Source organism: Xylanimonas oleitrophica, from assembly GCF_003244315.1.
Lineage (GTDB): Bacteria > Actinomycetota > Actinomycetes > Actinomycetales > Cellulomonadaceae > Xylanimonas_A > Xylanimonas_A oleitrophica.
In genome coordinates this window covers 280071-303764 of the sequence record NZ_QKWH01000003.1, presented here as the reverse complement: position 1 = coordinate 303764, position 23694 = coordinate 280071, and the positions used below count along the sequence as shown (strand labels likewise).

General features: G+C 71.7%; 21 protein-coding genes, 6 tRNA genes and 2 pseudogenes. 16 read left to right on the top strand and 13 right to left on the bottom strand.

Translation table 11 applies throughout. The features are described 5' to 3' along the window. Position 1: 1 nt before the first annotated feature. The 3 genes from DNL40_RS07080 to DNL40_RS07070 all read right to left on the bottom strand — a co-directional run bounded on the left by DNL40_RS07080 (position 2) and on the right by DNL40_RS07070 (position 2361). The gene (locus DNL40_RS07080) at positions 2-1348 is read right to left on the bottom strand and encodes an ATP-binding protein (protein WP_111250527.1); all 1347 of its coding nucleotides are present in this window, start codon (positions 1346-1348) and stop codon (positions 2-4) included. Beyond that, entirely contained in the window at positions 1345-2067 is a 723-nt protein-coding gene (locus tag DNL40_RS07075) for a LytR/AlgR family response regulator transcription factor (RefSeq protein WP_245885731.1), read from the bottom strand. The genes DNL40_RS07080 and DNL40_RS07075 overlap by 4 nt, the downstream gene beginning before the upstream one ends. A gap of 111 nt (positions 2068-2178) precedes the next feature. Further along, positions 2179-2361, bottom strand: coding sequence for a hypothetical protein (locus DNL40_RS07070; protein ID WP_111250526.1), 183 nt, complete (start codon positions 2359-2361; stop codon positions 2179-2181). A gap of 96 nt (positions 2362-2457) precedes the next feature. Between DNL40_RS07070 and DNL40_RS07065 the strand changes: the two genes are divergently transcribed. Further along, the gene (locus DNL40_RS07065; RefSeq protein WP_111250525.1) at positions 2458-3054 is read left to right on the top strand and encodes a hypothetical protein; all 597 of its coding nucleotides are present in this window, start codon (positions 2458-2460) and stop codon (positions 3052-3054) included. Between the two features lie 25 nt (positions 3055-3079). Here DNL40_RS07065 and DNL40_RS07060 read toward each other — a convergent pair whose 3' ends face one another. Both DNL40_RS07060 and DNL40_RS07055 read right to left on the bottom strand, forming a co-directional pair. Continuing rightward, a complete protein-coding gene (locus DNL40_RS07060; protein ID WP_111250524.1) occupies positions 3080-3739 on the bottom strand; it encodes a hypothetical protein in 660 nt (219 codons plus the stop codon). Next, positions 3729-4136, bottom strand: coding sequence for a hypothetical protein (locus DNL40_RS07055; RefSeq protein ID WP_111250523.1), 408 nt, complete (start codon positions 4134-4136; stop codon positions 3729-3731). Before DNL40_RS07055 ends, DNL40_RS07060 begins: the two co-directional genes overlap by 11 nt. A gap of 198 nt (positions 4137-4334) precedes the next feature. On the opposite strand from DNL40_RS07055, the gene DNL40_RS07050 reads away from it, so the two are divergent. After that, positions 4335-5699, top strand: coding sequence for an MFS transporter (locus DNL40_RS07050; RefSeq protein ID WP_218926009.1), 1365 nt, complete (start codon positions 4335-4337; stop codon positions 5697-5699). Positions 5700-5789: 90 nt separating this feature from the next. Here DNL40_RS07050 and DNL40_RS07045 read toward each other — a convergent pair whose 3' ends face one another. After that, positions 5790-6680 (bottom strand): SDR family oxidoreductase, encoded by an 891-nt coding sequence (locus tag DNL40_RS07045; protein ID WP_111250521.1) that lies wholly within the window; start codon positions 6678-6680, stop codon positions 5790-5792. A gap of 117 nt (positions 6681-6797) precedes the next feature. Beyond that, on the bottom strand, positions 6798-8132 hold the full coding sequence (locus DNL40_RS07040) for a cytochrome P450 (RefSeq protein WP_111250520.1): 1335 nt from the start codon (positions 8130-8132) through the stop codon (positions 6798-6800). A gap of 856 nt (positions 8133-8988) precedes the next feature. On the opposite strand from DNL40_RS07040, the gene DNL40_RS07035 reads away from it, so the two are divergent. After that, on the top strand, positions 8989-9813 hold the full coding sequence (locus DNL40_RS07035; RefSeq protein WP_111250519.1) for a GIY-YIG nuclease family protein: 825 nt from the start codon (positions 8989-8991) through the stop codon (positions 9811-9813). Between the two features lie 3 nt (positions 9814-9816). On the opposite strand, the gene DNL40_RS07030 is transcribed toward DNL40_RS07035, so the two are convergent. Then, the gene (locus DNL40_RS07030) at positions 9817-10272 is read right to left on the bottom strand and encodes a hypothetical protein (RefSeq protein ID WP_146252041.1); all 456 of its coding nucleotides are present in this window, start codon (positions 10270-10272) and stop codon (positions 9817-9819) included. Positions 10273-10941: 669 nt separating this feature from the next. Between DNL40_RS07030 and DNL40_RS07025 the strand changes: the two genes are divergently transcribed. From DNL40_RS07025 to DNL40_RS17000, 5 genes and pseudogenes are all read left to right on the top strand, one after another. Continuing rightward, positions 10942-12621, top strand: coding sequence for an Eco57I restriction-modification methylase domain-containing protein (locus tag DNL40_RS07025; protein WP_218926008.1), 1680 nt, complete (start codon positions 10942-10944; stop codon positions 12619-12621). Between the two features lie 91 nt (positions 12622-12712). Continuing rightward, complete coding sequence (locus tag DNL40_RS07020) at positions 12713-13468, top strand: PaeR7I family type II restriction endonuclease (protein ID WP_179950979.1); 756 nt, start codon at positions 12713-12715, stop codon at positions 13466-13468. Positions 13469-14163: 695 nt separating this feature from the next. Beyond that, a complete protein-coding gene (locus DNL40_RS07015; protein WP_146252040.1) occupies positions 14164-14376 on the top strand; it encodes a hypothetical protein in 213 nt (70 codons plus the stop codon). An 18-nt stretch (positions 14377-14394) separates the two neighbouring features. Then, positions 14395-14550: pseudogene (locus DNL40_RS17005) on the top strand (hypothetical protein); the annotation flags it as partial. After that, positions 14541-14777: pseudogene (locus DNL40_RS17000) on the top strand (tyrosine-type recombinase/integrase); the annotation flags it as partial. The pseudogenes DNL40_RS17005 and DNL40_RS17000, both read left to right, overlap by 10 nt. 34 nt (positions 14778-14811) lie before the next feature. Here DNL40_RS17000 and DNL40_RS07005 read toward each other — a convergent pair. The 3 genes from DNL40_RS07005 to DNL40_RS06995 all read right to left on the bottom strand — a co-directional run bounded on the left by DNL40_RS07005 (position 14812) and on the right by DNL40_RS06995 (position 17035). Beyond that, positions 14812-14883 (bottom strand) — tRNA-Val (locus tag DNL40_RS07005). Between the two features lie 120 nt (positions 14884-15003). Then, entirely contained in the window at positions 15004-15858 is an 855-nt protein-coding gene (locus tag DNL40_RS07000) for an aminotransferase class IV (RefSeq protein WP_111250514.1), read from the bottom strand. Between the two features lie 22 nt (positions 15859-15880). Then, positions 15881-17035: a chorismate-binding protein gene (locus DNL40_RS06995; RefSeq protein WP_146252039.1), complete on the bottom strand. Its 1155-nt coding sequence runs from the start codon at positions 17033-17035 to the stop codon at positions 15881-15883. Positions 17036-17139: 104 nt separating this feature from the next. Here DNL40_RS06995 and DNL40_RS06990 point away from each other — a divergent pair. The 6 genes from DNL40_RS06990 to DNL40_RS06965 all read left to right on the top strand — a co-directional run bounded on the left by DNL40_RS06990 (position 17140) and on the right by DNL40_RS06965 (position 18190). After that, positions 17140-17212, top strand: a tRNA-Gly gene (locus tag DNL40_RS06990). A gap of 41 nt (positions 17213-17253) precedes the next feature. Then, positions 17254-17324 (top strand) — tRNA-Cys (locus DNL40_RS06985). A gap of 22 nt (positions 17325-17346) precedes the next feature. After that, positions 17347-17421, top strand: a tRNA-Val gene (locus tag DNL40_RS06980). A 170-nt stretch (positions 17422-17591) separates the two neighbouring features. After that, a tRNA-Gly gene (locus DNL40_RS06975) sits at positions 17592-17664 on the top strand. 48 nt (positions 17665-17712) lie between these two features. Next, positions 17713-17787: transfer RNA gene (locus tag DNL40_RS06970), tRNA-Val, on the top strand. 124 nt (positions 17788-17911) lie between these two features. Continuing rightward, positions 17912-18190 (top strand): hypothetical protein, encoded by a 279-nt coding sequence (locus tag DNL40_RS06965; protein WP_179950978.1) that lies wholly within the window; start codon positions 17912-17914, stop codon positions 18188-18190. Between the two features lie 2 nt (positions 18191-18192). Here DNL40_RS06965 and DNL40_RS06960 read toward each other — a convergent pair whose 3' ends face one another. Continuing rightward, complete coding sequence (locus tag DNL40_RS06960; protein WP_111250511.1) at positions 18193-18447, bottom strand: hypothetical protein; 255 nt, start codon at positions 18445-18447, stop codon at positions 18193-18195. Between the two features lie 133 nt (positions 18448-18580). Between DNL40_RS06960 and glgX the strand changes: the two genes are divergently transcribed. Continuing rightward, positions 18581-20953, top strand: a complete 2373-nt coding sequence (gene glgX, locus DNL40_RS06955) for a glycogen debranching protein GlgX (protein WP_111250582.1) — start codon at positions 18581-18583, stop codon at positions 20951-20953. An 8-nt stretch (positions 20954-20961) separates the two neighbouring features. Next, positions 20962-22587 carry an alpha-amylase family protein gene (locus DNL40_RS06950; RefSeq protein WP_146252038.1) on the top strand — a complete coding sequence of 542 codons (1626 nt, stop codon included), beginning with the start codon at positions 20962-20964 and terminating at the stop codon, positions 22585-22587. Positions 22588-22593: 6 nt separating this feature from the next. Here the strand turns inward: DNL40_RS06950 and zapE are convergent, their stop codons facing one another. Then, positions 22594-23658: a cell division protein ZapE gene (gene zapE / locus DNL40_RS06945; protein WP_111250509.1), complete on the bottom strand. Its 1065-nt coding sequence runs from the start codon at positions 23656-23658 to the stop codon at positions 22594-22596. Positions 23659-23694: the final 36 nt, after the last annotated feature.

Genomic DNA, 23694 nt, shown 5'->3' with positions numbered 1-23694 from the left:
CTCAGCCCCGCTGCTGCGCGCCCGCGGCGGGCACGGGGAACAGCACGCGCACCACGAACCACCCGTCCTCGGCGCGGACGGTGAGCGAGCCCCCGTACCGCTCGGCGACCTGACGCATGTTGCGCAGGCCGTACCCGTGGTGGGTCCGGTCGGCCTTGGTGGTGCGGGGCAGGCCGTCCTCCATCTCGAGCTCGCCCTCGTGGTAGTTCTCGAAGCGCACCAGGACGAGCATGTCCTGGGTGTAGACGGCCACCCGGATGAGCCGCTTCTCCGGGGAGGGCAGGGCGCTGACGGACTCGACGGCGTTGTCGAGGGCGTTGCCGAACAGCGCGCTCAGGTCCATCGGGGACATGAAGGACAGGGCGGTGCCGTCCACGACGCTGGTGAGGGTGATCCCCCGCTCGCCGCACTCGGCGGTCTTGGCCGTGATGATCGTGTCCAGCACGGCGTTGCCCGTCTGCGCCTGGACGCCGTACCCGCTGATCGACTCCTCGAGCTGGTCCAGGTAGGACGCCTTGGCCACGGGGTCCGTCTCGGCCCGGATCGCCGCCACGTAGTGCTTCATGTCGTGGTACTTGCGGTTGACGACGTCGATGCTGCGCTTGGAGCGCAGGTACTGCTCGTGCTGGGAGACGAGCATGCGGCGCATCGCCTCGACCTCCGTGGCCCGCTGCACCTCCCGCCGGTGGCCCTGCTGGGCGTAGAGGGCCACGTAGCCGGCGAGGTCCACGAGGGTGCGGATGTAGAACACCTCGCGGCCCGGGCGGCCGCTGAACGGCGTGTTGGCGCTGACGAAGCTGAGGTTGCTCATGAAGAAGGTGGCGGCCGCGATGGCCACCGCTCCCGCCAGGCTGCGCAGGTCCACCTCGGGCGGGCGTCCCGCCTCGAAGTGCCGCCGCTCCAGCAGGTACGCCACCGTGAACGCCGCGCCCTCCACGCCCACCAGCAGCACGCCCTCGACCACGGGTGACGGCGACCCCGCCGGTGCCAGGAAGTAGCTGTGGAGCTGCCAGTGCAGCGAGGCCACGAGCTCGGCGAGCACGAACGCCCGGGCGGTCAGGTACCCGGCGTCCCGCAGCGAGACGTCGGTGCTCAGCCGGATGCACGCGAACATCACCGCGACGGCGACGCCCATGCCGAGGGTCCACAGCGAGATCGGCAGCCTCCCGGCGGCCTCCTGCACCGCCAGGAGCACGCCGAGGCCGGCGACCGAGACCGCACCGACCAGCACCGGGGAGCGCCGGCCCCGCACCGGGCCCCGCACCAGGAGCACGTACGTCATGCAGGCCGCCCACTCCGCGACCGCCGTGTACGCCCGCGGGATGTCCGGCAGCACCTCGGTGATCACGGCAGGCGTCCGCCCACGTGGTCGGTGAGCGCGTCGAGGAACGCGCGCCGGCGCGGACGGCTGACCTGGAGCTCGATACCGCCGCGCATCACGCAGCTCGTGGGGTGCACGCCCACCACGTGGCGCAGGTTCACCAGGTAGCAGCTGTTGGACCGGAAGAACCCCTTGCCCGCGAGCTCGGTCTCGAAGGACTTGAGCGTGCCGGTGAGGGTGTAGGCCCGGTCGCGGGCGTGCACGGTGATCCGGTGCTTGTCGCTCTCGACGTACAGGACGTCCGCGAGGTCCACACGGGCGGTCGAGCCACCGGCGGGCAGCATGATCGAGTCGCGGTCGCCCCGGCGCACGCGCCGGACGCTGCGGCGCAGCTCCTGGGAGAACGCGAAGTACGGCACGGGCTTGACGAGGTAGCTGAGGGCCTCGACCTCGTAGCCGCGGATCGCGTGCTGGGCCATGTTGGTGACGAAGACGAGCACGACGTCGGTGTCGAGCTCGCGGATGCGGCGCGCCGTCTCGAACCCGTCCATGCCGGGCATCTGCACGTCGAGGAACACGACGTCGAACTCGGGCCGGTAGGGCTCGGCGATGCGGGCCCCGTCCTCGAACGTGGTGACGCGCAGCGGCGTGCCGTGCTCCTGCTCGTAGCGCTCCAGGTGGGACGCCAGCAGCCTGCGGCTCGTCTCCTCGTCGTCGACGACCGCGACGTTGATCGCCTCTGTCACGCCTGCACCTTCGTCCCGCTCTGCGGGTGCCAAGGTATCAAGCGCGAGGGCGCGTGGGTGCGACACGTCCGCCGCCCGGAAAGGCAGGGGCAGCCCCGGACGGCGGACGCGTCAGTCTTCGGCCCGCGGCTCGCGGGGCTCGGGCTGCCCGGCCAGCGCGCTCGTGGCGCGAGCACGGCGGGGCGACGGCTGGAGCGTGGAGGCGCGGCGCGCCGCCTGGACCCGGCGCAACCGTTCCAGCAGCACGGCCCGGTCCAGCTCCTCCTCGAGGCTGAGCTCACGTCGACCGTTCATCGGCAGCTCGCTTTCGTCGTTGCACCGGCGGTACAGCTGGGCGGTAGCCTCCTGCTGGCGTCACGCTGGACGTCAAGACGGCACGAGGGAGCAGTCATGAGAGCACTGTCGCTACGCACGATCACCCTCCTCGCGGCGGCGGCGCTGGTCGCCGGCCCGCTGGGCACGGGGCCCGCGAGCGCCGACCCAGGCTCCTCGGACGGCTCGACGAGCGCGACGAGCGGTGCCGGCGAGACCCCCGCGACGTCGGAGCCCGATCGCGTCGTGACCCACGAGGACGGCTCGACCACGCTGGTGTACTCCGACGGCGCCACCTTCACCTCCCAGGACCCGGTCGCCGCAGCCTCGGCGCAGTCCCGCGTCTCGGTCCTGGCGGCCGGCTCGTTCGGCTGGAGCTCGACGTACGACGTGAGCGTCTACTCGCGCACGTGGACGACCGGTGCGGCCGGTGACGTGTGGGTGGACATCGCCTCGATCAGCAACTGCGGCGGCAAGACGCACCGCCTGGCCCTGTACCGCCAGGGTGCGGTGGGCTGGAGCCAGGTGGGGACGGTCCGCACGGTCAGCTGCGGGGGCGGCAGCTACGTCTGGCGCGGCGTCGCGCAGGGCACCTACCGCTTCCAGCTGTGGGACCCGGACTCGGGCGACGCCTACCGCGCGCACGCGGCCTCGGGCACGGTCCGCCACCCCTGAGGGCACACCGCGGGGCGTGGGACGCTCAGTCATCGTCCCGCCCCTGGACGAGGCGGCGCACCATCACCGCGGTCACGGTGACGAGCACGGCGAGCACCGCGGCGACGACGAGGATCTCGACCGCCTGCTGCACCCGCCAGGTGGGCGGGACCACGCGGTCGGCCAGGACCCACGCACCGCCGGCGGCGGCGACCCGCACCACGGTGCACAGCCAGGTGATGGTCTCGCCGACGAGGGCGTGGGGCCTGCGGCTGCGCACGACGAGCGCGACGGACACGCCCGTGAGCACCAGCGCGGCCGTCTTGGCCACGGCGGCACCCGGGAACACCCCGGAGGTGCCGACCCCGAGCGGCAGCTGCCAGGCCAGGGCGATGACGAGGCCGGCGTCGACCAGGGCGCCCGCGACGGACGCGGGGATCGGTACGCCGTCCCCCGGCTCGCGGTGCCAGTGCGCTCGCTTGCGGGCCTCGCGCGCGGCGAGGACCCCGGCGACCACCGCGGCGACGACGAGGCCGGTGCCCACGACGCGGGCCTCGCCCGTCATGCGCAACGTGCCGCCGAGCAGGAGCGCGCCGCCGACGGCGGCGACCCGGTAGAGGCCGAAGGCCAGGCCGAGCCGCAGCAGGAAGGGGCGTGCGTCGGCCGGGCGGCCGTCCAGCGATGCCCCACCAGTGCTAGCCACCATGGGGCCTCCGTCCTCTCATGCTGAGCGTCGCGACGTAGGAGTCCTGGCTGTCGCGCGCCCCCATTGTCTTGTGCACGGCCTGGCGGGAGACGCCGAGCTGCGCGGCCACCCGGGCCAGGCTCGCGGTCTGCGCGAGCCTGGCGTACGAGGACCGCCGACCGGACGCCGCCCGCTCCTGGGCGTAGGCGAGGTACGCGCCCAGCTCGCCCCACAGGAGCGCCGCCCGCAGGGGGTCGCCGGACTCGCCCTGCCCGTGGAGCTCGTCGCCCAGGTCGGCCAGCACGTGCGTGACGTCCTCGGGCGCGAGACCAGCGGCCTCGAGCCGGTCCTGAGCAGCGGCCAGCTCCGCCCCCTCACGGTGGGGAAGGGCGCTGCGCCACGCCAGGTCCGACGACACACCCACAGTCAACAGGGGGTTGACACCATCGTCAACCCCCTGTTGACGACCCGGGCGCGCACCCTCGGCCGCCTAGGACCTTGGTCACGATCGCATCCCGCAGGTGGATCGACCACGGAGACGGTTGGTTGAATGCGGGCTCCTCGCCGCCCGCGTGAACGCTCCGCCGGTGGCCGCCTGCCTCGTCGAAAGCCCCCCGTGCACCTGCCTGACCTCCGCGTGCGCCTGCGCGCACCCCGCACCGCCCTCCTCCACCGCCGCCCGGACACCGGCCGCTCCCCCTGGCGGGCGCTGCGCCACCCCGCCATGCGCTGGTGGACCGGGGCGAACGCCGTCTCGAGCACCGGCACCTGGATGCAGATGACCGTCCAGAACCTCCTCGTCCTGCAGATCACCGGCTCCCCCGCCGCCACCGGACTCTCGCTCGCCGTCCAGGCCGCCCCCGGCCTGCTGCTCGGCCTCGCCGGCGGCGCCGTCGTCGACCGCTGGCCCCGCAAGGTGGTGGTCGCCACCAGCCAGACCGTCCTCGGCGTCGTCGGCCTGACCACCGCCGCGCTCGTCGGCCTCGACCTGCTCACCCTCCCGCTGCTGCTCGCGCTCTCCGCCCTCACCGGCGTCGTCGCCACCATCGACGGCCCCGCCACCGCCCTGCTCGGCAACGACCTCGTGCCCGTGGACGACGTGCCGTCCGCGATCGGCATCGGGTCCGTGGTCAACAGCGCAGGCCGCCTCGTGGGCGTCGCGCTGGCCGGTGCCGCCCTCGCCGTCGCCGGCCCGGCTCCCGCCTACCTCGTCAACGGCTGCTCGTTCCTGATGGTCGCCGCCGTCGTCCCGTTCCTGCGCCTGCACCGCCCGGCCGCAGCCGCACCGGCAGACGCTCCAGCCCCGGGCCGCGCTGCACTGCAGGAGGATGCTGGGCAGGAGCATCCTCGGGAGGAGAACCCCGCCCCGACCGGCGGGCTGCGCTACTTCTGCGGCCGCCCCCGCCTCGTGGCGCTCCTCGTCGTGACGGCCGTCAGCGCCGTCCTCGGCCGCAACTACACCCTCACGCTGACGGTGCTCGTCACCGGGGCGCTCGCCGGCAGCGCCCAGGACTTCGCCACGGTGGCGTCCGTGCTCGCCGTCGGCGGCATCGTGGGGGCGTTCCTCGCCGGGCGCCTGCGCCGCCCCTCGGTCCGGCTCGTGACCGCCCTCGCCGCCGCCGGTGCGGCGCTCCAGGTGGCGGCGGGGCTCTCCCCCACCCTCCTGGTCCTGGTCGTCGTCGTGGCCCCCATGGCGGTGCTCGAGTCGCTCTCCGACACCGCCGGGGCCACCGTGCTGCAGACCGACCCCCCGCCCGCGATGCGTGGGCGCGTGCTCGGGGTGTGGCGCAGCGCCAGCACCGCCTGGGCGCTGGCCGGGCCCCCGCTGCTCGGCCTGCTCATGGAGGTGGTGGGACCGCGCGCCACGCTCGTCGGCGGAGGGCTGGCGGTCCTGGCCGTCGTCGCCGCCGGGGCCCTGCACCAGCGCCGGTCGGCAGCGCGCCGCCACGCGCGGGCGCGGGAGCTCGCGCTCGCCGCGTGAGCGCACGACGACGCAGGCCCTCGCCGCGACCGGTCGCGGCGAGGGCCTGCGCGTGGGGCTGCGCGTGGGGCCGGGCTCAGGAACGGCCGCTCACAGCAGCCGGCCACCCGTCACGCCGATGCGGTCCCCGGTGATGTAGCTCGACTCCTGGGAGGCGAAGAACACGTACGCGGGGGCGAGCTCGGCGGGCTGGCCCGCACGGCCCAGCGGCGTGTCCCCACCGAACTGCTCGACCTTCTCGTCCGGCATCGTCGCGGGGATGAGCGGCGTCCAGATGGGCCCCGGGGCCACCGCGTTGACGCGGATGCCCTCCTCGGCGAGCTGCTGGGACAGGCCCTTGGTGAAGTTGAGGATGGCCGCCTTGGTCGAGGCGTAGTCCAGGAGCGGCGGGCTCGGCTCGAACGCCTGCACCGACGTCGTGTTGATGATCGCGCCACCGCGCGGCAGGTGGTCCAGCGCGGCCTTGGTGATCCAGAACAGCGCGTAGACGTTCGTCTTGAGCACGCGGTCGAGCTGCTCGGTGGTGATGCCCCGCAGCCCGTCGGGCTGCGCCATCTGGTAGGCGGCGTTGTTCACCAGCACGTCGAGTCCGCCCAGCCCCTCCACGGCGTCCGCGACGAGCCTCGTGCAGAACTCCTCGTCCCTGATGTCACCGGGCAGCAGCACCGCGCGGCGGCCCGCGTCCTCGACCCAGTGCGCCGTCGTGCGCGCGTCCTCCTCTTCCTCCGGGAGGTAGGAGATCGCGACGTCGGCCCCCTCGCGGGCGAACGCGATCGCCACGGCACGGCCGATGCCGGAGTCGCCGCCCGTGATCAACGCACGCTTGCCCTCGAGCCGCCCGGAGCCCTCGTACGTGTGCTCGCCGTGGTCCGGCTCCTGCGACATCTCACCGGTGCGGCCCGGAGGCTGCAGGTCGTCGGCGGGCTGCTCCGGCTCCGGGTGCTGCGTCGTGGGGTCCTGCGGGGTGGTCTGGTCCGACATGTGGTTCTCCTGTCTCGTGGTCAGGGCCGTCTCCAGCATGGCCGTGCCTGGCGCCGCTCGCAGCGCCGCAGCCGGCGCCTGGACACAGCGGCCCGAGGTCAGGGCGGCGCGTGCGGCTCAGGCGGGCGTGAACGTCAGGCCGAAGGGGCTGAACGACGCCGGCACGGGCCGCTCCGGCCCCAGGGGCGGCGCGCCGCTCACCGTCCAGCGGCGGTCCTTCACGAGGTGCGCGAGCACGTTGCTCGCCATCAGCAGCGCCACGTTCCGGCCCGGGCACATCGCCGGCCCGCCGCTGAACGGCACGAAGGGCCAGTCCTCGTCGGTGCGCTCCCGCAGCCACAGCTCCGGCTCGAACCGGTGAGCCTCCGGGACCCGGGTCTCGTCGCGGTGGAAGAACGGGGCGAAGATCACGATGGAGGACCCGGCGGGCAGCGTGCCGTTCTCCCACCTCGTGTCCTCGGTGGTGTCGCGCAAGATCAGCGGCGTCGTGGGCCACAGGCGCAGCGACTCCAGCACGCACGAGCGCAGGTAGGGCAGGTCCGGGGCGGAGGGCACCTCCTCGCGGGCGCGCGCACCGGCGTCCGGGTAGGCGGACAGCATCGCCAGCGCCCGGAAGCTCGCCCACGCCGCGGCGTCGGACGCGAACAGCCACTGCGGGATCTGCTGGACGGGCTGGGTGTCCGGGTGGGCGGGCGTCGTGGCCACCATCTCGGCCAGGCTCCCCGGCTCGGCACGGTCCACGTACTTCTGCAGGCCCTCGAGGAAGCGGCGCCGCCGCAGCACGCGTCGCGGCTTGAGGTAGGACATGTTGGCGTCCTTGCGCAGCCGCAGCAGGTCGTCGGTGACGCGCTCGTCGTCCCGGGCGCTGTCCCCCAGCACGATGCGCCGCACCATGCGCCACCACATCACCGCGAAGTCGTCCCACGTGAGAGTCCCGGTGAACTCGACGTGGCCCAGGAGGGCCTCGACCTCCTCGGCGATCGCAGCGGCCATCTTCTCGCCGTGGTGGTGCACGGGGCGGCCCTGCTCGAGCACCTTCTCGTTGAAGGGCCGCCGGTGCGCCCGCTCCTCGGCCGACGAGACGAGCACGCCGGCGGGCTGGAAGTGGCCGAGCGCCCCCCGCTTCTCCAGGCTCGCCGGGGTGAACGGCTCCGGGGAGCCGTTCAGGACCCGGTGCACGTCCTGCGGCTCGAACACGAGACTGATGCGCCGGCCCGGGATCACCTGCACGGGGCCGGGCCCGTACCGCTCCCGCAGACGCTGCATCTCCTTGACCGCCCGCGCGTCGAGCTGCAGGCGCTGCCGCAGCGCCATCACGCGCGGCCGCCGCACGATGGCGCCGCTCGCCGCCATCGGCAGCAGGACGTTGGCCACGGCGCGGGCGACGTCCACCGGGGAGGCGACGGGGACCTGGGCCGCGCTGTCACTTGAACGAGTCAGTGGCTGCTCCATCTGCCGAGCGTATGGACGCCGCCTCCCGGTCGCCTCCCGAGCACCAGCGACCGGCCCAGGGGCGCGCCACCGTTCGTGCCGAGCACCGGACCCGTGATCCACCGCGCACTGCCGCCGGCGCCGTGCAGACCTGCGGCCCGGATTCCCGCGGCCGACCAGCGCTGGACGCACGACAGAGCCCCTGACCTGGTGTGCAGTCCAGGGGCTCTCTAGCATCGGTGGGCGATACTGGGTTCGAACCAGTGACCTCTTCGGTGTGAACTCGCTTCAAGCCCGAGGCCAGGGGCTTGGCGTCCCAAAGCCCAACGACCAAGTCCTCTCGACGTGGCTCAAGATGGATGGGGATGCCTGCTCCCACTGTCCACAAACTGTCCATGACAAGGATTGGGGCTGTGGCGCGCGCGGGGGCAGGATCATAACGCCCAGATCGAACCGACCGGTGTGACGGTCGAAGCGGTTCGAAGCCACCGACATCAGGGCTGTGAACGGCGCGCCTCAACGTTCGCGCAGCCTGCCAGGAATCGTCCGCCCGACGCGTTCTCATCTGCGTCACACAGGACGTCCAGGGCGAAGGAGTGGCGCGGCCCCGAAGTGCATAGCTCACCGACTACGTCCGCCCCGGTCAGCCGTGTGCGGGTGGCGACGTGCGCAGCCCAGATTGCGCGGACACACCGCCGCACTCTGCCGGGTCCTCTGCTTGTCGCCAGATCGTGCATGGTCGGTCTCGAGCGTCGGCACCAGTCCCGGTTTCCCGTTCCGCCCGTGACCGACGCGCGAGGGATCCTCCCGCGCGCACCAGCAAGTCGTACTGTGTTCGTAACATCTTCATCGCACTTTCTGTGCCACGCTTACTGCCATGCCCGAAAGCGCGTACTACGTATACCTGCTCCGCGACCCCCGCATAGCAGACCCACGGAGCTCGATCTTCTACGTCGGAAAAGGAAAGCGACAGCGGGCGCTCGACCACGAGCTCAACGCCTGGGCCGTGCTGGCCGACGACGTCAATGCGTCCGTCAAGGAGCGGACCCTGCACAAGATCCGGGAGCTCGGCGCTAGCGTCCAAATTACGGTGCTCGCGGACGCCGACCAGGGACTCCTGTCAGAGGCTCGCGCGTTCGATATCGAGGCAGGCATAATCGCCGCGCTCGGCATGAAGGGCCGCGGAAACGAGGTGGACGGACACCGCATCCGAGCGATCGACGGCACGGCTTTTGAACGGATTGCCAACGCCACCGAGCAGGAGCTCGACGAGAAGCGCCGATACATTCGCGTCCCGGTTGACGGACTGTGGGGCGGCACCGACCTCACCGGGACCCTGATCTCCGCGAGCGACAGTGCCGTCTGGGAGAACTCTCGGCAACTATGGAGCAAGACCGCACGGCGACGCGTAGACGAGATCCGCGCCGCTGGCCACGACGAGCGCGTCGTCCTGATCGCTCTCGCACCGAATCCCAGAGACGGACGTAAGCCCTTGGTTGTCGGTCTCTGGGAGTTGGTCGACGCCCGCGAGCAGGAGGGCTCGACGAAGGAGAGCGGACAGCCCGGATGGGAGTACGTCAAGTCCGCGGTCGAGTCGGACTGGCTTGTGAGTCAGCGCCACCGGCTGCTGGGGAACATCGCGACGATCGACGGGAAGCCGGTCCAGCGAACTCAGGACCGATCGTATCTCTTTTGGAGCTGACCATCACATCATTTGCCGTTGGGCCCAAGCGGAGTGCCGCAACCCGCTCTGCAGTCGGCCAGCTTGGGTTGCGGGGGTGGCCGTCGCCCTCCGGGCGCCCAGAACCGTGACGGCCGCACAGTGCTGCGTGAGGGTCACGGCGCCTACGCAGCGCTGGGGACCTTGTGAAGCAGGTACGCCCCCGGCGACGGCGGCGAGGATCGCGGGGTTTCCGATGGCGCCGCCGGTCATCCTCTCCACGAGGCCGGGCACGTCGATGACTGCTGCGACGACCTCGTTCGGCACGGTGGGGCTCTCGCGGAACTGATCGATCTCGTTGGCCTCGATCTCCTCGACCACCTGGGGATCACGAGACGCCTCGGCGGCGGCCGACCGAACGAACTCTTCGACGGTGCCAGGCTCGAAGCCGCCGGCGGCCAGGGTATTGATGCGCGCGATAATCTCGTTGAGCGCGACCATGTTTTGGATCCCGCTTCGCGCCCGAACCAGCACCGCTGGCCGGGGTGAGCACCGCGTCTCTGGACGGGTCCTAGGTCGACCCGTCCGCCGTCGAACTGCTGGACGCGCCTGAGTACGGCGTCGGAGAGGTCAACCTCGCCGCTGACCCGGTCAACGGCGATGACCCGTACGAGCTGGCGCGGGAACACGCTGAGCTTCTCCAGCGATGTCGACCCGTAGTCGACGACCTGGCTCATTAGATCATAGAGCCGCACGAACGTGCCGGCGTCTTTGCGCAACAGCTCGAGGCGCTCCACCTCGGCTACATCTGAACGTGCCTTGGCCGAGGAGCGCAAGTGGCCATAGGTGGTTTGCGCCAACGGTGATCTTGTGGCTCACGACCAAGTGAAAGACGCGGGATCCGTGCCCTCGGACTCCGGTTTCTCGTTTGCTGCCGCGGACCCCGGTCGGCATAAGTTCGAAGTGGCGATACTGACGGTGGAGGCTCGCCACACGGGGCTCTTCGCACGTGAGGGTTGGTCAATCAGCGGTCCGCCGGAGTGGATTTGCGTAGGTCCACGCTCTACGACGCTCACGCCGCTGCGGTCAGGGCGGTGCACGCGGGCCGTCGGAGGCGTCCTCCACAGGGGATCGAGGCTGTCGTCGGTGGCCCATGCGAGGATGCGCGGCATGGCAGTGTCACCCAAGGGGGAGATTGAGTATGGCGAGGTATTCACGCGCCGGTGGGTGGTCGACACGATCCTTGACCTCGTTGGCTACACGGCGGACCGCGACCTGGCCGCCACTACGCTGGTAGAGCCGTCCGTAGGGTCGGGCGCCTTTCTCGGCCCCGTCGTTGATCGGCTCACCGCTTCAGCCGCCGCCCGCGGTGTGCCGTTGGAGAGCTTGACCGGAGCGATCCGCGGGTATGACCTCCAGCGCTCCCATGTCGAGACGTCCCGCGCCCTAGTGGTCGAACGGCTGACCGCCACCGGCGGCGATGAAGCGACCGCGCGGATGCTGGCCGAGTCGTGGCTCCACGTCGGGGACTTCCTGCTCGATGACACCGATCTCCTGAGCCTCGGTGAGGCCCTCAGCGCCGGCACGTCCGTGAGCAAGGACTCTCCGGCCGACTTCGTCGTCGGCAATCCGCCCTACATCCGGTTCGACGACCTGGACCGCGCAACCGTCGCTGCCTACCGGGCAAAGTACCCGACCATGGTCGGACGCTCCGACATCTACGTCGGGTTCTTCGAGCGCTCCCTGGCGATGCTGAAGCCTAGCGGGATGCTGGGGTTCATCTGCGCGGACCGATGGATGCGCAATGCGTACGGCGCCAAGCTACGGGGACTGATTGCCAAGCGGTACGCCGTCGACACCCTGTGGCAGATGCACGACGTGGACGCCTTCCACGCCGAGGTCTCCGCGTATCCGGCCATCACTGTGCTGGCGAACAGGCCTCAGGGTTCGGTCACGGTCCTGGACACCAAAGCGACCTTCGGCGCACCAGGCGCAAAGCAAGCCGTGGCGTTCGTACGCTCGGGTGAAGACGAAGCCGAGGGAAGCGGCTGGAAGGGCGCACGACTCGCCTCCTGGTTCGAAGGTGAAGACCTGTGGCCCGCGGGCGGCCCCGATCGCATCCGACTCCTCGAGTACCTGCAGGAGCATTTCCCGGTTCTGGAACAGACCGGCGGGACAACGAAGATCTCGATTGGTGTCGCCACCGGCGCCGACAAGGCGTACGTCGTGGCGCCCGACGCGGACGTCGAGCCAGACCGGTTGCTGCCGATCGTCATGGCTGATGACATCCGCTCCGGGGTGCTCACGCCACCGAAGAAGGTGCTCATCAACCCGTGGGACGAGACGGGCGCACTGGTCAATCTCACCGACTACCCGAGGATGGAAAAGGCACTCTCGTCACACGAGGACGTTCGGAAGCGGTTCGTCGCACGCCGCAACCCCGCCGCCTGGCATCGGACGATCGATAGGGTCTATCCGGGCCTTGCGAAGCGTCCGAAGCTGTTGCTGCAGGACATGAAGGCACAGATCACGCCGGTGTACGAGCCAGGCGGCTACTACCCACACCACAACCTGTACTACATCGTCTCCACTGGCTGGGACCTTGAAGTTCTCGGCGGGCTACTGCTATCGCGTATCGCCGAGACGTTCATCGAGGCGTTCGGCGTGAAGATGCGTGGTGGCACCCTCCGGTTCCAGGCCCAGTACCTGCGCAAGATCCGAGTCCCCGCTCCGGAGTCCATCTCAGACGATGTGCAGGGCCAGCTTCGCGCGGCGTTCCGGACCCGTGATCGGGATGCTGCCACCCGCGCCGCCGAGGCGGCGTACGGACTGCCCGAGGGTGAACTCTGACCCGGGACGTCGACTTGTCACAGGCCGATCCTGGGGTTCGGTAGTGTGCGACTGAACAGGTAAAACAACAATCCAAGGAGCGCCGGCACTAGTGACGCGGGAGATCTACGACGACGCAGTCCGGGAGCACTGGGCCATTCGAGACGCACAAGGTGCCCGGCAAGCGGCGGCAGGCATCATCCAGGACGCCGGAACCCGCTCCGACGTGACCGGTGGCAAGCACCTCGTGCCGCTGGAGGAGGCCGTCGCCTCCGTCTTCGAGGAGCACCCCGGAATCGGCGAAGACCTGACGGTGCTGCGTGGCGGGAACCACACCCTGCCCGGCTGGTACCGCAGGGCGAAGAACTGGGACCTGGTCGTCACGTACCGCGGTCTCCTCATCGCTGCCATCGAGTTCAAGTCACAGGTTGGGTCCATCGGCAACAACCACAACAACCGCACCGAAGAGTCCCTGGGGAACGCTACGGACTTGTGGCGTGCGCACGAGGCGGAAGCGTTCGGCGGGCATAGGCCGTGGCTCGGCTACGTCCTGATCCTGGAGAAGTCGCCCAAGTCCACGACACCGCTACGCGGTGGGTCAGCACTGTTCCCCACCGACCCGGAGTTCGACGGCATCTCCTACCTCGACCGATACCGCGTGACCTACCAGCGACTCCTGAAGGAGCGCATGTATGACGGCGCCGTCGTCGCTGCATCTGAGCGAGGTCAAGGGGTCTACGACGAGCCGGTACCTGAGCTGTCGTTCGCGACCTTCGAGGCGAAGATCTACGGCCGCCTCGAAGAACTGAAGCGCATCCCTGACCAGTCGTTCCCGGAGCCCGTTCCGGGTCTGCTGCCTCGTCGGTAACACGAGACGCGACCTTCAAACCGGGAAGTTGAACGCCTGGACATGAGCCGCTACCGCCGTATCCGTGCCCGTCGACCTCTTCGATTCGAGCCGAGCCTGAACGTAGCCGTCGAGAGTTCGCCGAGTGCTACGCCGCCCAGCAACGCACGCGCGACCAGCGGGCGAACCGTCCCGAAGTGTCCTACGTGTCCAGAAACATGCCGTGATCGGTATGGACACGCATGGACGCTTCCTGGGCGACACCTCAAGTGTCCTAGGAGACGACGCCGGACATCTATGTCGCCGACATCCAGCACACCGTGATCCGCGAGTGGGTTGCACAGCTCGCGGCCAAGCGAGGAGCAGCCACCGTCGGGCGCGCACACAACATGCTCTCGCTCATCCTGACGACGCGGTCCGCGACCGGCGCATCGTCACCAACCCGGCCAAGGGCGTGCCGCTGCCCCGACGAGTCCACAAACCTCGGGTCTACCTGACCCACAGGCAGGAGTCCCGACTGGCCGACGCGGCGGGGTGGTTCGCACCCGAGGTCCTGCTGCTCGCCTACACGGGCCTGTGGTGGGAGAGATGGCCGCGCTCCAGGTGGGCCGCGTTGACCTGGCCCGCCGCGCCTGGCCGTCGTCGAGAACTTCGTCGACCTCAACGGAACCCTCATGTGGGGCACTCCGAAGAGCCACGAGTCGCGGCAGGCGCCCTTGCCCGAGTTCCTCACCGACGTGCTCGCCAAGGCCATCGAAGGCCAAGGACCCGACGCACTCGTCTTCATCGGCCCCAAGGGCGGCATTTTGCAGCAAGACACCACGTGCGGCCGCACCTTCACCCCGGCCGTCAACTTCGCCGGCGCCGCGGCGTCCACGCTCCAGCGCGCGCTCCACCTGTCGCCCGCGGCGCAGAACGGTGTGTTTTGACACAGGACCGTCCGGGCGGTCGAGGCATGGCAGCGCTACATCGATCAGCCGGCGACGGGGATCGCCGACGCCGAGACTTGGAGTTCGCTCGGCGCGGTGCAAGGCGCACTCGACCTCGCCGACTGGGTCAACGCCGGGCTCGGGTGGACGGCGACCGGGACTTCCCCAGGCTGACTCCGCACGACCTACGGCACACCACGGCCTCGCTCGCCTTCTCCGCTGGCGCGCACATCAAGGCGCTACAACGGATGCTCGGTCACGCCTCCGCGGCGATGACTCTCGACTTCGACCACGACCTCGACCCGTGGCGACCCCTCTGCATGCCGCACGTTTCGCGGAGTCACTGTCCAAGAACTATCCAAAGCCGGAACTGGCCGCATGACGAAGGCCCGGTGACCTGAGCATCCGCCCAGGTCACCGGGCCTTTTCCTCGCGTGGGCGATACTGGGTTCGAACCAGTGACCTCTTCGGTGTGAACGAAGCGCGCTACCACTGCGCCAATCGCCCGAGTGCGTGGACGATATTAGCCACAGATCGGACCTGGGACCAAACCGGCTCCCCGCCCCCTTGCGCCACCCGCGAGTTCCTGCCGATCTTGGCAGGCGGCAGCACTGCTCAGGGGCTGGTTCAGGGGTCGAGGCGCTCGCGCTGCAGCCGGGCGAACAGCTCCTGCGCGGCGAGCGAGAGCTCCCCGGCGGGCAGCTCGGTGCCGTCCAGCCAGGTGACGGGCTGCACGTTGCGGCCCGAGGAGGTCAGGAGGAGCCGCGCCCGGCCGCGCTCGACCCCGTCGAGCACGGAGAAGGGCAGCTCCCCCGCCCTGGCCTCGCGCACGGGCAGGCCCGCCTCCTGCCCCCACTCGAGCAGCAGCTCGCGGGTGATGCCGGCGAGGCAGCCCGAGTCGAGCCTCGGGGTGACCAGCTCGCCGCCCCTCTCCACGAACACGTTGGAGCCGGTGCCCTCGCAGAGATCACCTGTGGTGTTGGCGAGCAGCGCCTCGTCGGCGCCCTTGGCCACCGCCTCGGCCAGGGCGACGACGTTCTCCGCGTACGACGTCGTCTTGAGCCCGGCGACGGCGGAGCGCTCGTTGCGGGTCCAGGGCGAGCGCGCCGCGCGCCCCTCGGCGGCGATCTCGGAGGGCGCGGCGGCGACGACGAGGGTGGCGGCAGCGCCCGTGCGCCCGGAGCCGAGCGGCCCGACCCCTGCGGTGACGGTGATGCGCAGGCGCCCGTCGATGCGGCCGGCGCGGCCCAGCACGGCGGTGACACCCTCGCGCACCAGGCCCTCGTCGACGGCGGCGAGGCCGAGGCCCGCCAGGGAGCGCCCGAGGCGGCGCAGGTGCCGGCTCAGCGCGAAGGCCTGCCCGTCCACGATCGTGCACGTCTCGAACGCGCCGTCCCCCACGGTGATGCCGTGGTCCACCGCGCTGAGCGCGCCCTCACCCTCCTCGACGAACCGTCCGTCCGCCCAGATCACCAACGTCATGCGGGCCAGTGTGCCGCACGTCTCACCCCTGCGGGAGCGCCTGCCTGCTGGCGAGACCGACGAGGCGGGCGGCCTTGAGCTCCGTCTCGTGCCACTCGGACCGGGGGTCGCTGCCCCAGGTGATGCCGGCGCCGGTGCCGAACCGCAGCACCCCCTCGCCCTCGGTCCCGGTGCGCTCCCACCAGAACGTGCGGATGCCGACGGCGAGCTCCGCCGTCCCGGCGTCGGCGTCGACCCACCCGACGGCCCCGCAGTAGGGGCCGCGGGGCACGGGCTCGAGCTCGCCGATGAGGCGCAGCGCCGAAGACTTCGGTGCGCCCGAGACGGACCCGGGCGGGAAGGTGCCGTCCAGGAGGCGGCGCCAGAGGTCGGGCGCGCCCGCGACGTCGCCGGCCACCACGCCGCGCACGCGGGAGACCAGGTGCACGAGCCCGGGGTGCTCTTCCACGGCCAGCAGGTCGGTGACCTCGACGGTGCCGGGCCGGCACACGCGCTGCAGGTCGTTGCGCACCAGGTCCGTGATCATGACGTTCTCGGTGCGGTCCTTCTCCGTCAGCCCCTCCGGCGTGCGGGCGGTGCCCTTGATGGGCCCGGAGCCGAGCACCCCTCGGCCCGCGTCGGTGCGCAGCGAGAGGTACAGCTCCGGGGATGCGCTGACCACCCACACGGGGTCGACGCCACCGCCGCCCGGCACGTGCACGGCCGCGGCGTGCGGCGCGGGGTTCCCGGCGGCCAGGACGCGGGCCAGCCCTGCGGCGTCGGGCTCGCGGCCGTCGGCCGCCACGGGCAGAGGGGCCTCCAGGACGCGGCAGACGTTGGCCTGGTAGACGTCCCCCGCGCGCACGTGCTCGCGCACGCGACGCACGGCCGCCTCGTAGGCGGCCTGGTCGAGGGAGCTGCGCCACGTGCCGACGGCCGGTCCAGCCCACCCTGGGCCGGCGGCGGTGCCGTCGTCGTCGCGCACCTCGGCGAACCGCCAGGCGCGCGCCCGCCCCGCTCGCCCCGTGGAGCCGCCAGCGGCACCGCCGATCGCCGCCTCGAAGTCGACGACGACGAACCACAGGCCGCTGCGCAGCCGCTCCGGCTGCGCCTCGATGTCGACGCACTCGACCGCCCGGGTGGCCAGGCGGCCGGAGAACCGGGCCCAGGAGCTCGAGCGGTCGACGCAGGTGTGCACGTGCGAACGGTACTGACCACGAGCGATTGGACGACCCCGCCACCGGTGAACTACTGTTCGGTACGCGCCGGACGCCCCGGGAACGATCCCGAAGCACCGGCCGCGCGGATGTGGCTCAGTTGGTAGAGCATCACCTTGCCAAGGTGAGGGTCGCGGGTTCGAGTCCCGTCATCCGCTCGGAGGCCCACTCTCTGCACGCCAGGGAGAGCACGTCTCAAGGTGGGTTGGCCGAGAGGCGAGGCAGCGGCCTGCAAAGCCGTATACACGGGTTCGAATCCCGTACCCACCTCGCACCCTGAGCGATCAGGCACGGGCGATTGGCGCAGCGGTAGCGCGCTTCCCTGACACGGAAGAGGTCACTGGTTCGATCCCAGTATCGCCCACCACGCGCGAAGGCCCCGGACCATGTGGTCCGGGGCCTTCGGCGTCTCCCCCCGGGGTCCCAGCGGGCCGGCTTTGGCGCAGGTCACAGCGCCGCGATTGGACCAGCGGGCCAACGGTCGACTAATGTTCCACAGGCGCCGGAGACGGGGACAAGATCCTCAGCACCGGCCGCGCGGATGTGGCTCAGTTGGTAGAGCATCACCTTGCCAAGGTGAGGGTCGCGGGTTCGAGTCCCGTCATCCGCTCTCGGTTCGCCTTCGAACCAGTCCCCCGGGACGTTCAGGGCAGCCCTCGGGCGATTGGCGCAGCGGTAGCGCGCTTCCCTGACACGGAAGAGGTCACTGGTTCGATCCCAGTATCGCCCACCAGCGTCGAGGCCCCGGACCCCACGGTCCGGGGCCTTTCGCGTGCCCCGTGCGCACCCCGGGCACGACGCCGCCGCGCTGCGCCGCGCAACACCCGGCCGCCGTGGGCGGCGGTTAGGCTCCCGGGGTGGATCCTCACGAGCCGGCCGTCAGCGCCAGCATGCGCCGGGCCAAGGCGCACGCCCGCGCCTCCCACGTGACCGTGGGCCAGGTGCGCCATCTGGAGGACGGGCGCGTCGAGATCGACTGCTCGTGCGGCATGGTGCTGACCAACGGCCCGGAGTGGTCGCTGGACGAGCACATCCGCCTGCACCGTGCCGAGGCGCGCTACCTGGCGCTCAGCGAGGTCGCGCCTGCCGGGATGCCGCGCCTGATCCCCGTCACGGCCGACAGGTTCCCGCGGTAGGGCTAGAGCTCCCGGGGGTCGTCCCAGGAGGTCCCGCTCGAGTCGCCCTCGATCGGGTGCAGTTCCGCCGCCGAGAGCGAGGTCGGTGCCTTGCTCGGGTCGCCGCCGACCCGCGGGTCTCCCTCGGGGTGGCGGGGCGGGCGGGGCTGCGAGACCCTCCCGGAGGAGGCGGCGAGGAGACGGCGGACGCGCTGCCGGGTCTCCTCGTCGGGCTCGGAGGCGTCGGCGCGGGAGGCAGGGTTCCCTTCGGTGCTCATGGGTCCATCTTCCGCCCGGGTCGGTCCGTTCGCTCGGGCGCCTGGCACACTATTCGGTGAGATTCGGGCAAAACCGCAGGCAGAGCGCCCGTTCGACGCGCCGGTTCGGCCCGACAGTGTGATGATCGGCGGCATGCAGACCTGGCCAGGACGGTCTTATCCGCTGGGTGCCACGTTCGACGGCCGCGGCACCAACTTCGCGCTGTTCTCCTCCGTGGCCGAGCGCGTCGAGCTGTGCCTCCTCGCCGACGACGGCACCGAGGAGCGCGTCGAGGTGCAGGAGGTCGACGCGCACGTCTGGCACGTCTACCTGCCCGGCGTCGGCCCCGGCACCCGGTACGGGTACCGCGTCCACGGCCCGTGGGACCCCGCCGGTGGCCACCGCTGCGACCCCTCCAAGCTGCTGCTCGACCCCTACGCCAAGGCCGTCGACGGCCAGATCGACGGCGACCAGTCCCTGTTCTCCTACCCGTTCGAGGACCCGGAGGCCGCCGTCCACGGCGAGACCCCGCACGCGGCGGGCACCCCTGCGGCCGACTCGGCCCCGCACACGATGACCTCCGTCGTCGTCAACCCGTTCTTCGACTGGGGCCACGACCGCCCGCCGCAGATCGACTACCACGACACCGTGCTCTACGAGGCCCACGTCAAGGGCATGACCATGCGTCACCCCGGCATCCCGCAGGAGCTGCGCGGAACCTACGCAGGCATGGGCCACCCCGCGATGATCGACCACCTGGTACGCCTGGGCGTCACCGCCGTCGAGCTCATGCCCGTCCACCAGTTCGTCCAGGACACCACGCTGAGCGCCAAGGGCCTGAGCAACTACTGGGGCTACAACACCGTCGGGTTCTTCGCGCCCCACAACGGGTACGCGGCGTACGGGACGCGCGGCCAGCAGGTGCTGGAGTTCAAGACGATGGTCGCGGCCCTCCACGAGGCCGGCATCGAGGTCATCCTCGACGTCGTCTACAACCACACGGCCGAGGGCAACCACCTGGGCCCCACCCTCTCCTTCAAGGGCATCGACAACGCCGCGTACTACCGTCTGGTCGACGGCGACGAGGCGCACTACTTCGACACCACCGGCACGGGCAACTCCCTGCTCATGCGCTCCCCCGCCGTGCTGCAGCTCATCATGGACTCGCTGCGGTACTGGGTCGAGGAGATGCACGTCGACGGCTTCCGGTTCGACCTCGCGGCCACCCTGGCCCGCCAGTTCCACGAGGTGGACCGGCTGAGCGCGTTCTTCGACATTGTCCACCAGGACCCGGTCATCTCCCAGGTCAAGCTCATCGCCGAGCCGTGGGACCTGGGCGACGGCGGATACCAGGTGGGCGGGTTCCCCCCGCTGTGGACGGAGTGGAACGGCCGCTACCGCGACACGGTGCGCGACTTCTGGCGCGGCGAGCCCGCCACCCTGCCCGAGTTCGCCTCGCGCCTGACCGGTTCGAGCGACCTGTACGAGCACAGCGGCCGCAAGCCGATCGCGAGCATCAACTTCGTCGTCGCGCACGACGGCTTCACGCTCAACGACCTCGTCTCCTACAACGAGAAGCACAACGAGGCCAACGGCGAGGACGGCAACGACGGCGAGAGCTTCAACCGCTCGTGGAACGGCGGCGTCGAGGGCCCCACCGACGACCCGGACGTGCTCGCGCTGCGCCAGCGTCAGCGTCGCAACTTCCTGGCCACGCTGCTGCTGAGCCAGGGCGTGCCGATGCTGGCCCACGGCGACGAGATCGGGCGCACCCAGGGCGGCAACAACAACGGCTACTGCCAGGACAACGAGATCACCTGGATGGACTGGGACCTCGACGAGGACGAGGAAGACCTGCTGGAGTTCACGCGCCGGCTGGTGCGCCTGCGCCTCGAGCACCCCGTCCTGCACCGGCGTGCCTTCTTCGGCGGGGCCGGCGACGGCGCCACCTCCCCTGCGGCCGAGGGTGACGGCGAGCTGCCGGAGATCGACTGGCTCGACCTGTCCGGCGCACGCATGGACGGCGAGGACTGGTCCAACGGGTACGCGCGCTCCCTGATGGTGTTCCTCAACGGTGACGCCATGCCGGAGGTCGACATCCGGGGCAACGCCCTGGTCGACGACGCGTTCCTCCTGCTCTTCAACGCCCACTCCGAGTCCCTGGAGTTCACGCTGCCCCCGGCGGCGTACGGCCGCGTGTGGACCACGGTGCTGGACACCGACGCCACCACCACGACCGGCGAGCGGCACGAGGCGGGCACGACCCTGACGGTCACGAGCCGCAGCGTCGTCGTGCTCACCCGCCCGTCCCTGCGCCGCGAGGAGGCCGCGCGGTCCCGTGCCGCCGCCCGCGCAGCGCGTGCTGCGACGGCGCTGCCCGCCCCGGAGACCGGCGCGGCCACGGCGGCGTCCGAGACCGCACCGGCTGCGGACTCCACCCCCGACCCGGCCGTCGCGGCACCGGGCAGCCAGGCTGCGGCCCCGCAGCGTGGCACCCGCCCGTCCGACCCCTCGGGCCGGGCCTGATGCCCGCGGTGAGCGCCCGCCCCCGCGCACCCCAGGTCGGTGTGCCGCTGCACACCCGCTGGCCGGGTGCGCGCCCGGTGGTGTGGGCTCCCGACGCCGGCACGGTCGACCTCGTCTCGCGCGTCGACGGCGAGCTGCGCACGAGCCCCTTGCGGCTGCTCGGTGCCCAGCGGCCCGGGTACTGGGGCGCCGACCAGCGGGTGCCGTACGGCACGCCCTACGGCTTCCGGGTCGACGACGGCCCTCTCGTCGCCGACCCCGCCGGCGCCTGGTTCCCCGACGGCGTCCACGAGCTGCCCCGGGCGTTCGACCCGTACTTCTCGTGGACGGACGACGGCTGGCAGGCGCCGGACCTCGGCGCCGGGGTGCTGCTGCACCTCGACGTGCCGCACGCCACGCCGGAGGGCACCCTGGACGCCGCGGCACGCCTGCTGCCCCGGGTCGCCGCCTGCGGCGTGGACGGCGTCGAGCTCGCACCCCTCAGCGCGTTCGACCCTGACGCCGGCCCCGAGGCGGGCGTGCGCCTGTCGGCCGTGCACGAGCCCTACGGCGGCCCCCGGGCCCTGCAGCGCTTCGTCGACGCCGCGCACGCCCTCGGGCTCGCCGTGGTGCTGACCCTGCCCCACCGCTGGGCCGTCGTCGAGGACCTGGGGCTCGGCGCCTACGGCCGCCACGCCGTCGACGGCAGGACTCCCCGCGAGGGCAGCGGTGCACGCGGGCTGCGGGACCTGCTCACCACCGACGCCCAGCGCTGGTTCGAGGAGTTCCACGTCGACGGGTTGCAGCTCGACGTCGATGCGCTGGAGCACCGCACCCCCGTCACGCTCTCGGAGCTCGCCGACACCGCCGTGGCCGCGTCCGAGCGGCTGCAGCGACCCACGACCCTGTTCGTCGACGGGCCCGGCCGCAGCGACCGGCTCGCCGGCGTGCTCCGGCGAGTGCTCGGCGCGCCCGGCTCCCCCAGAGATCCAGACGCCGTGGTGGACGTTCGGCACCTCGCCGCCAGCCTGACCCCCGCGGCCCGGCTGCCCCTGCGCGCCGAGCGCGACAGCCGTCGCTCGCACGCGGCGACCGCCCGGGCGGCGTCCCTCGTCGTCGGCGACCTCACCCGGCTCCCCGGGGCACGGGCCGGCATGCCCTGGGCCGCGGACGCCGCCCCGCGCGTGCACGGCCCGCAGCGCCCCGTCCGTGAGAGCGCCGCGGCCGCCGACCTCGACGTGCGATCCAGCCTGCTGACCCTGGCGGTGCTGGTGGGCACGGCGGCTGTGCTGGACACCGACCACCTGCCGCTGACCGCACCGCACCGGGACACGAGCGACACCGGCGACGACGGCTCGGCGCGGCTCGTCGAGTGGTGCACCCGGCTCACGGCGCTGCGCGAGGACGCCATGCGCGACCTCGCGCTCGAGGTGGACGTACGCGCGGCAGGGTCGGCGCTGACCCTGCGGCGCGGGCGGTCGGCCGTCGTCGTCGCGACCGGCCCCGACGACGCCCGCGTGCCCCTCGAGGAGCTCCTGCCGGGCGCGCCGAGCGCCTGGTCGCTCGTGGCCGGCTGGAGCCCTCGCGCTGCGGTCGACGGCGCCGTGCTCACGCTGCCGGCGCGCACCACGGCGGTGCTGCGCGCCGAGGCGTGACGTCGCTCAGGCAGCCGCCTGGGCGACGGTCCGGCCCTCCTCCGCCAGCGCGCCGAGCCGCGACAGCGCCCGGTAGTACTTCTTCCGGTACCCGCCGCGCAGCATCTCCTCGGTGAACAGCGACGCCTCGCCGGACCCGCTGAGCAGCACCGGCACGTCACGGTCGTACAGGCGGTCGACCAGCACCACCAGGCGCAGCGCCACCTCCTGGCGCCGCACCGGGTGCACGTCCGTCAGCGCCACGAGACCCACGCCGTCGAGCAGGGCCCCGTAGCGGCTGGGGTGCACCGAGCCCAGGTGCTCCAGGAGAGCGTCGAAGTCGTCGAGGGTCGCGTCGGTGCGCGAGGCCGCGACCGCCCGCACCGTCTCGGCCGGCAGGGGCCGGGACTCGGTCACCACGGCACGGTGCCGGTAGTCCTCGCCGTCCACGCGCAGCACCTCGAAGCGCGCCGCGAGCGCCTGGATCTCCCGCAGGAAGTCCTCGGCGGCGAACCGCCCCTCCCCCAGCGCCTCCGGCAGCGTGTTCGACGTCGCCGCGAGCGCCACGCCGCGATCGGTCAGCTCGCGCAGCAGGCGGGACATCAGGGTGGTGTCGCCGGCGTCGTCGAGCTCGAACTCGTCGATGCAGACGAGCTTCTTGGCGGCCAGCGCCTCGACGGTGGGCATGAAGCCGAGTGCGCCCACGAGGTTCGTGTACTCGACGAACGTGCCGAAGGCGGAGTCCTGCACGCCGACGGCGTGGGCGAGCGACGTCAGCAGGTGCGTCTTGCCGACGCCGAACCCTCCGTCCATGTAGACAGCCGACGCCGTGGGCCTCTTGCGGGAGAACAGGCCGCGGCGGGGCGGGGCGGCGATCTCGCGCGCCACCTCCTCGAGGCGGGCCAGCGTGGCCGCCTGGCTCGGGTACGCCGGGTTGGCCCGGTAGGTGGAGAACCGCGCCTCGGCGAAGTGCCGCGGGGGCACCAGGTCGGCCAGGAGACGCTCGGGGGGCACCGACGGCCGCACCGCGGTCAGGGAGGCGGGGGCGGCCTGCGTCTCGTGGGCCGGCGAGGGGGTCGGGGCGCTCGTCACGGGGGTCAAGATTACGCTCCGCGCCACCCGCGGGAC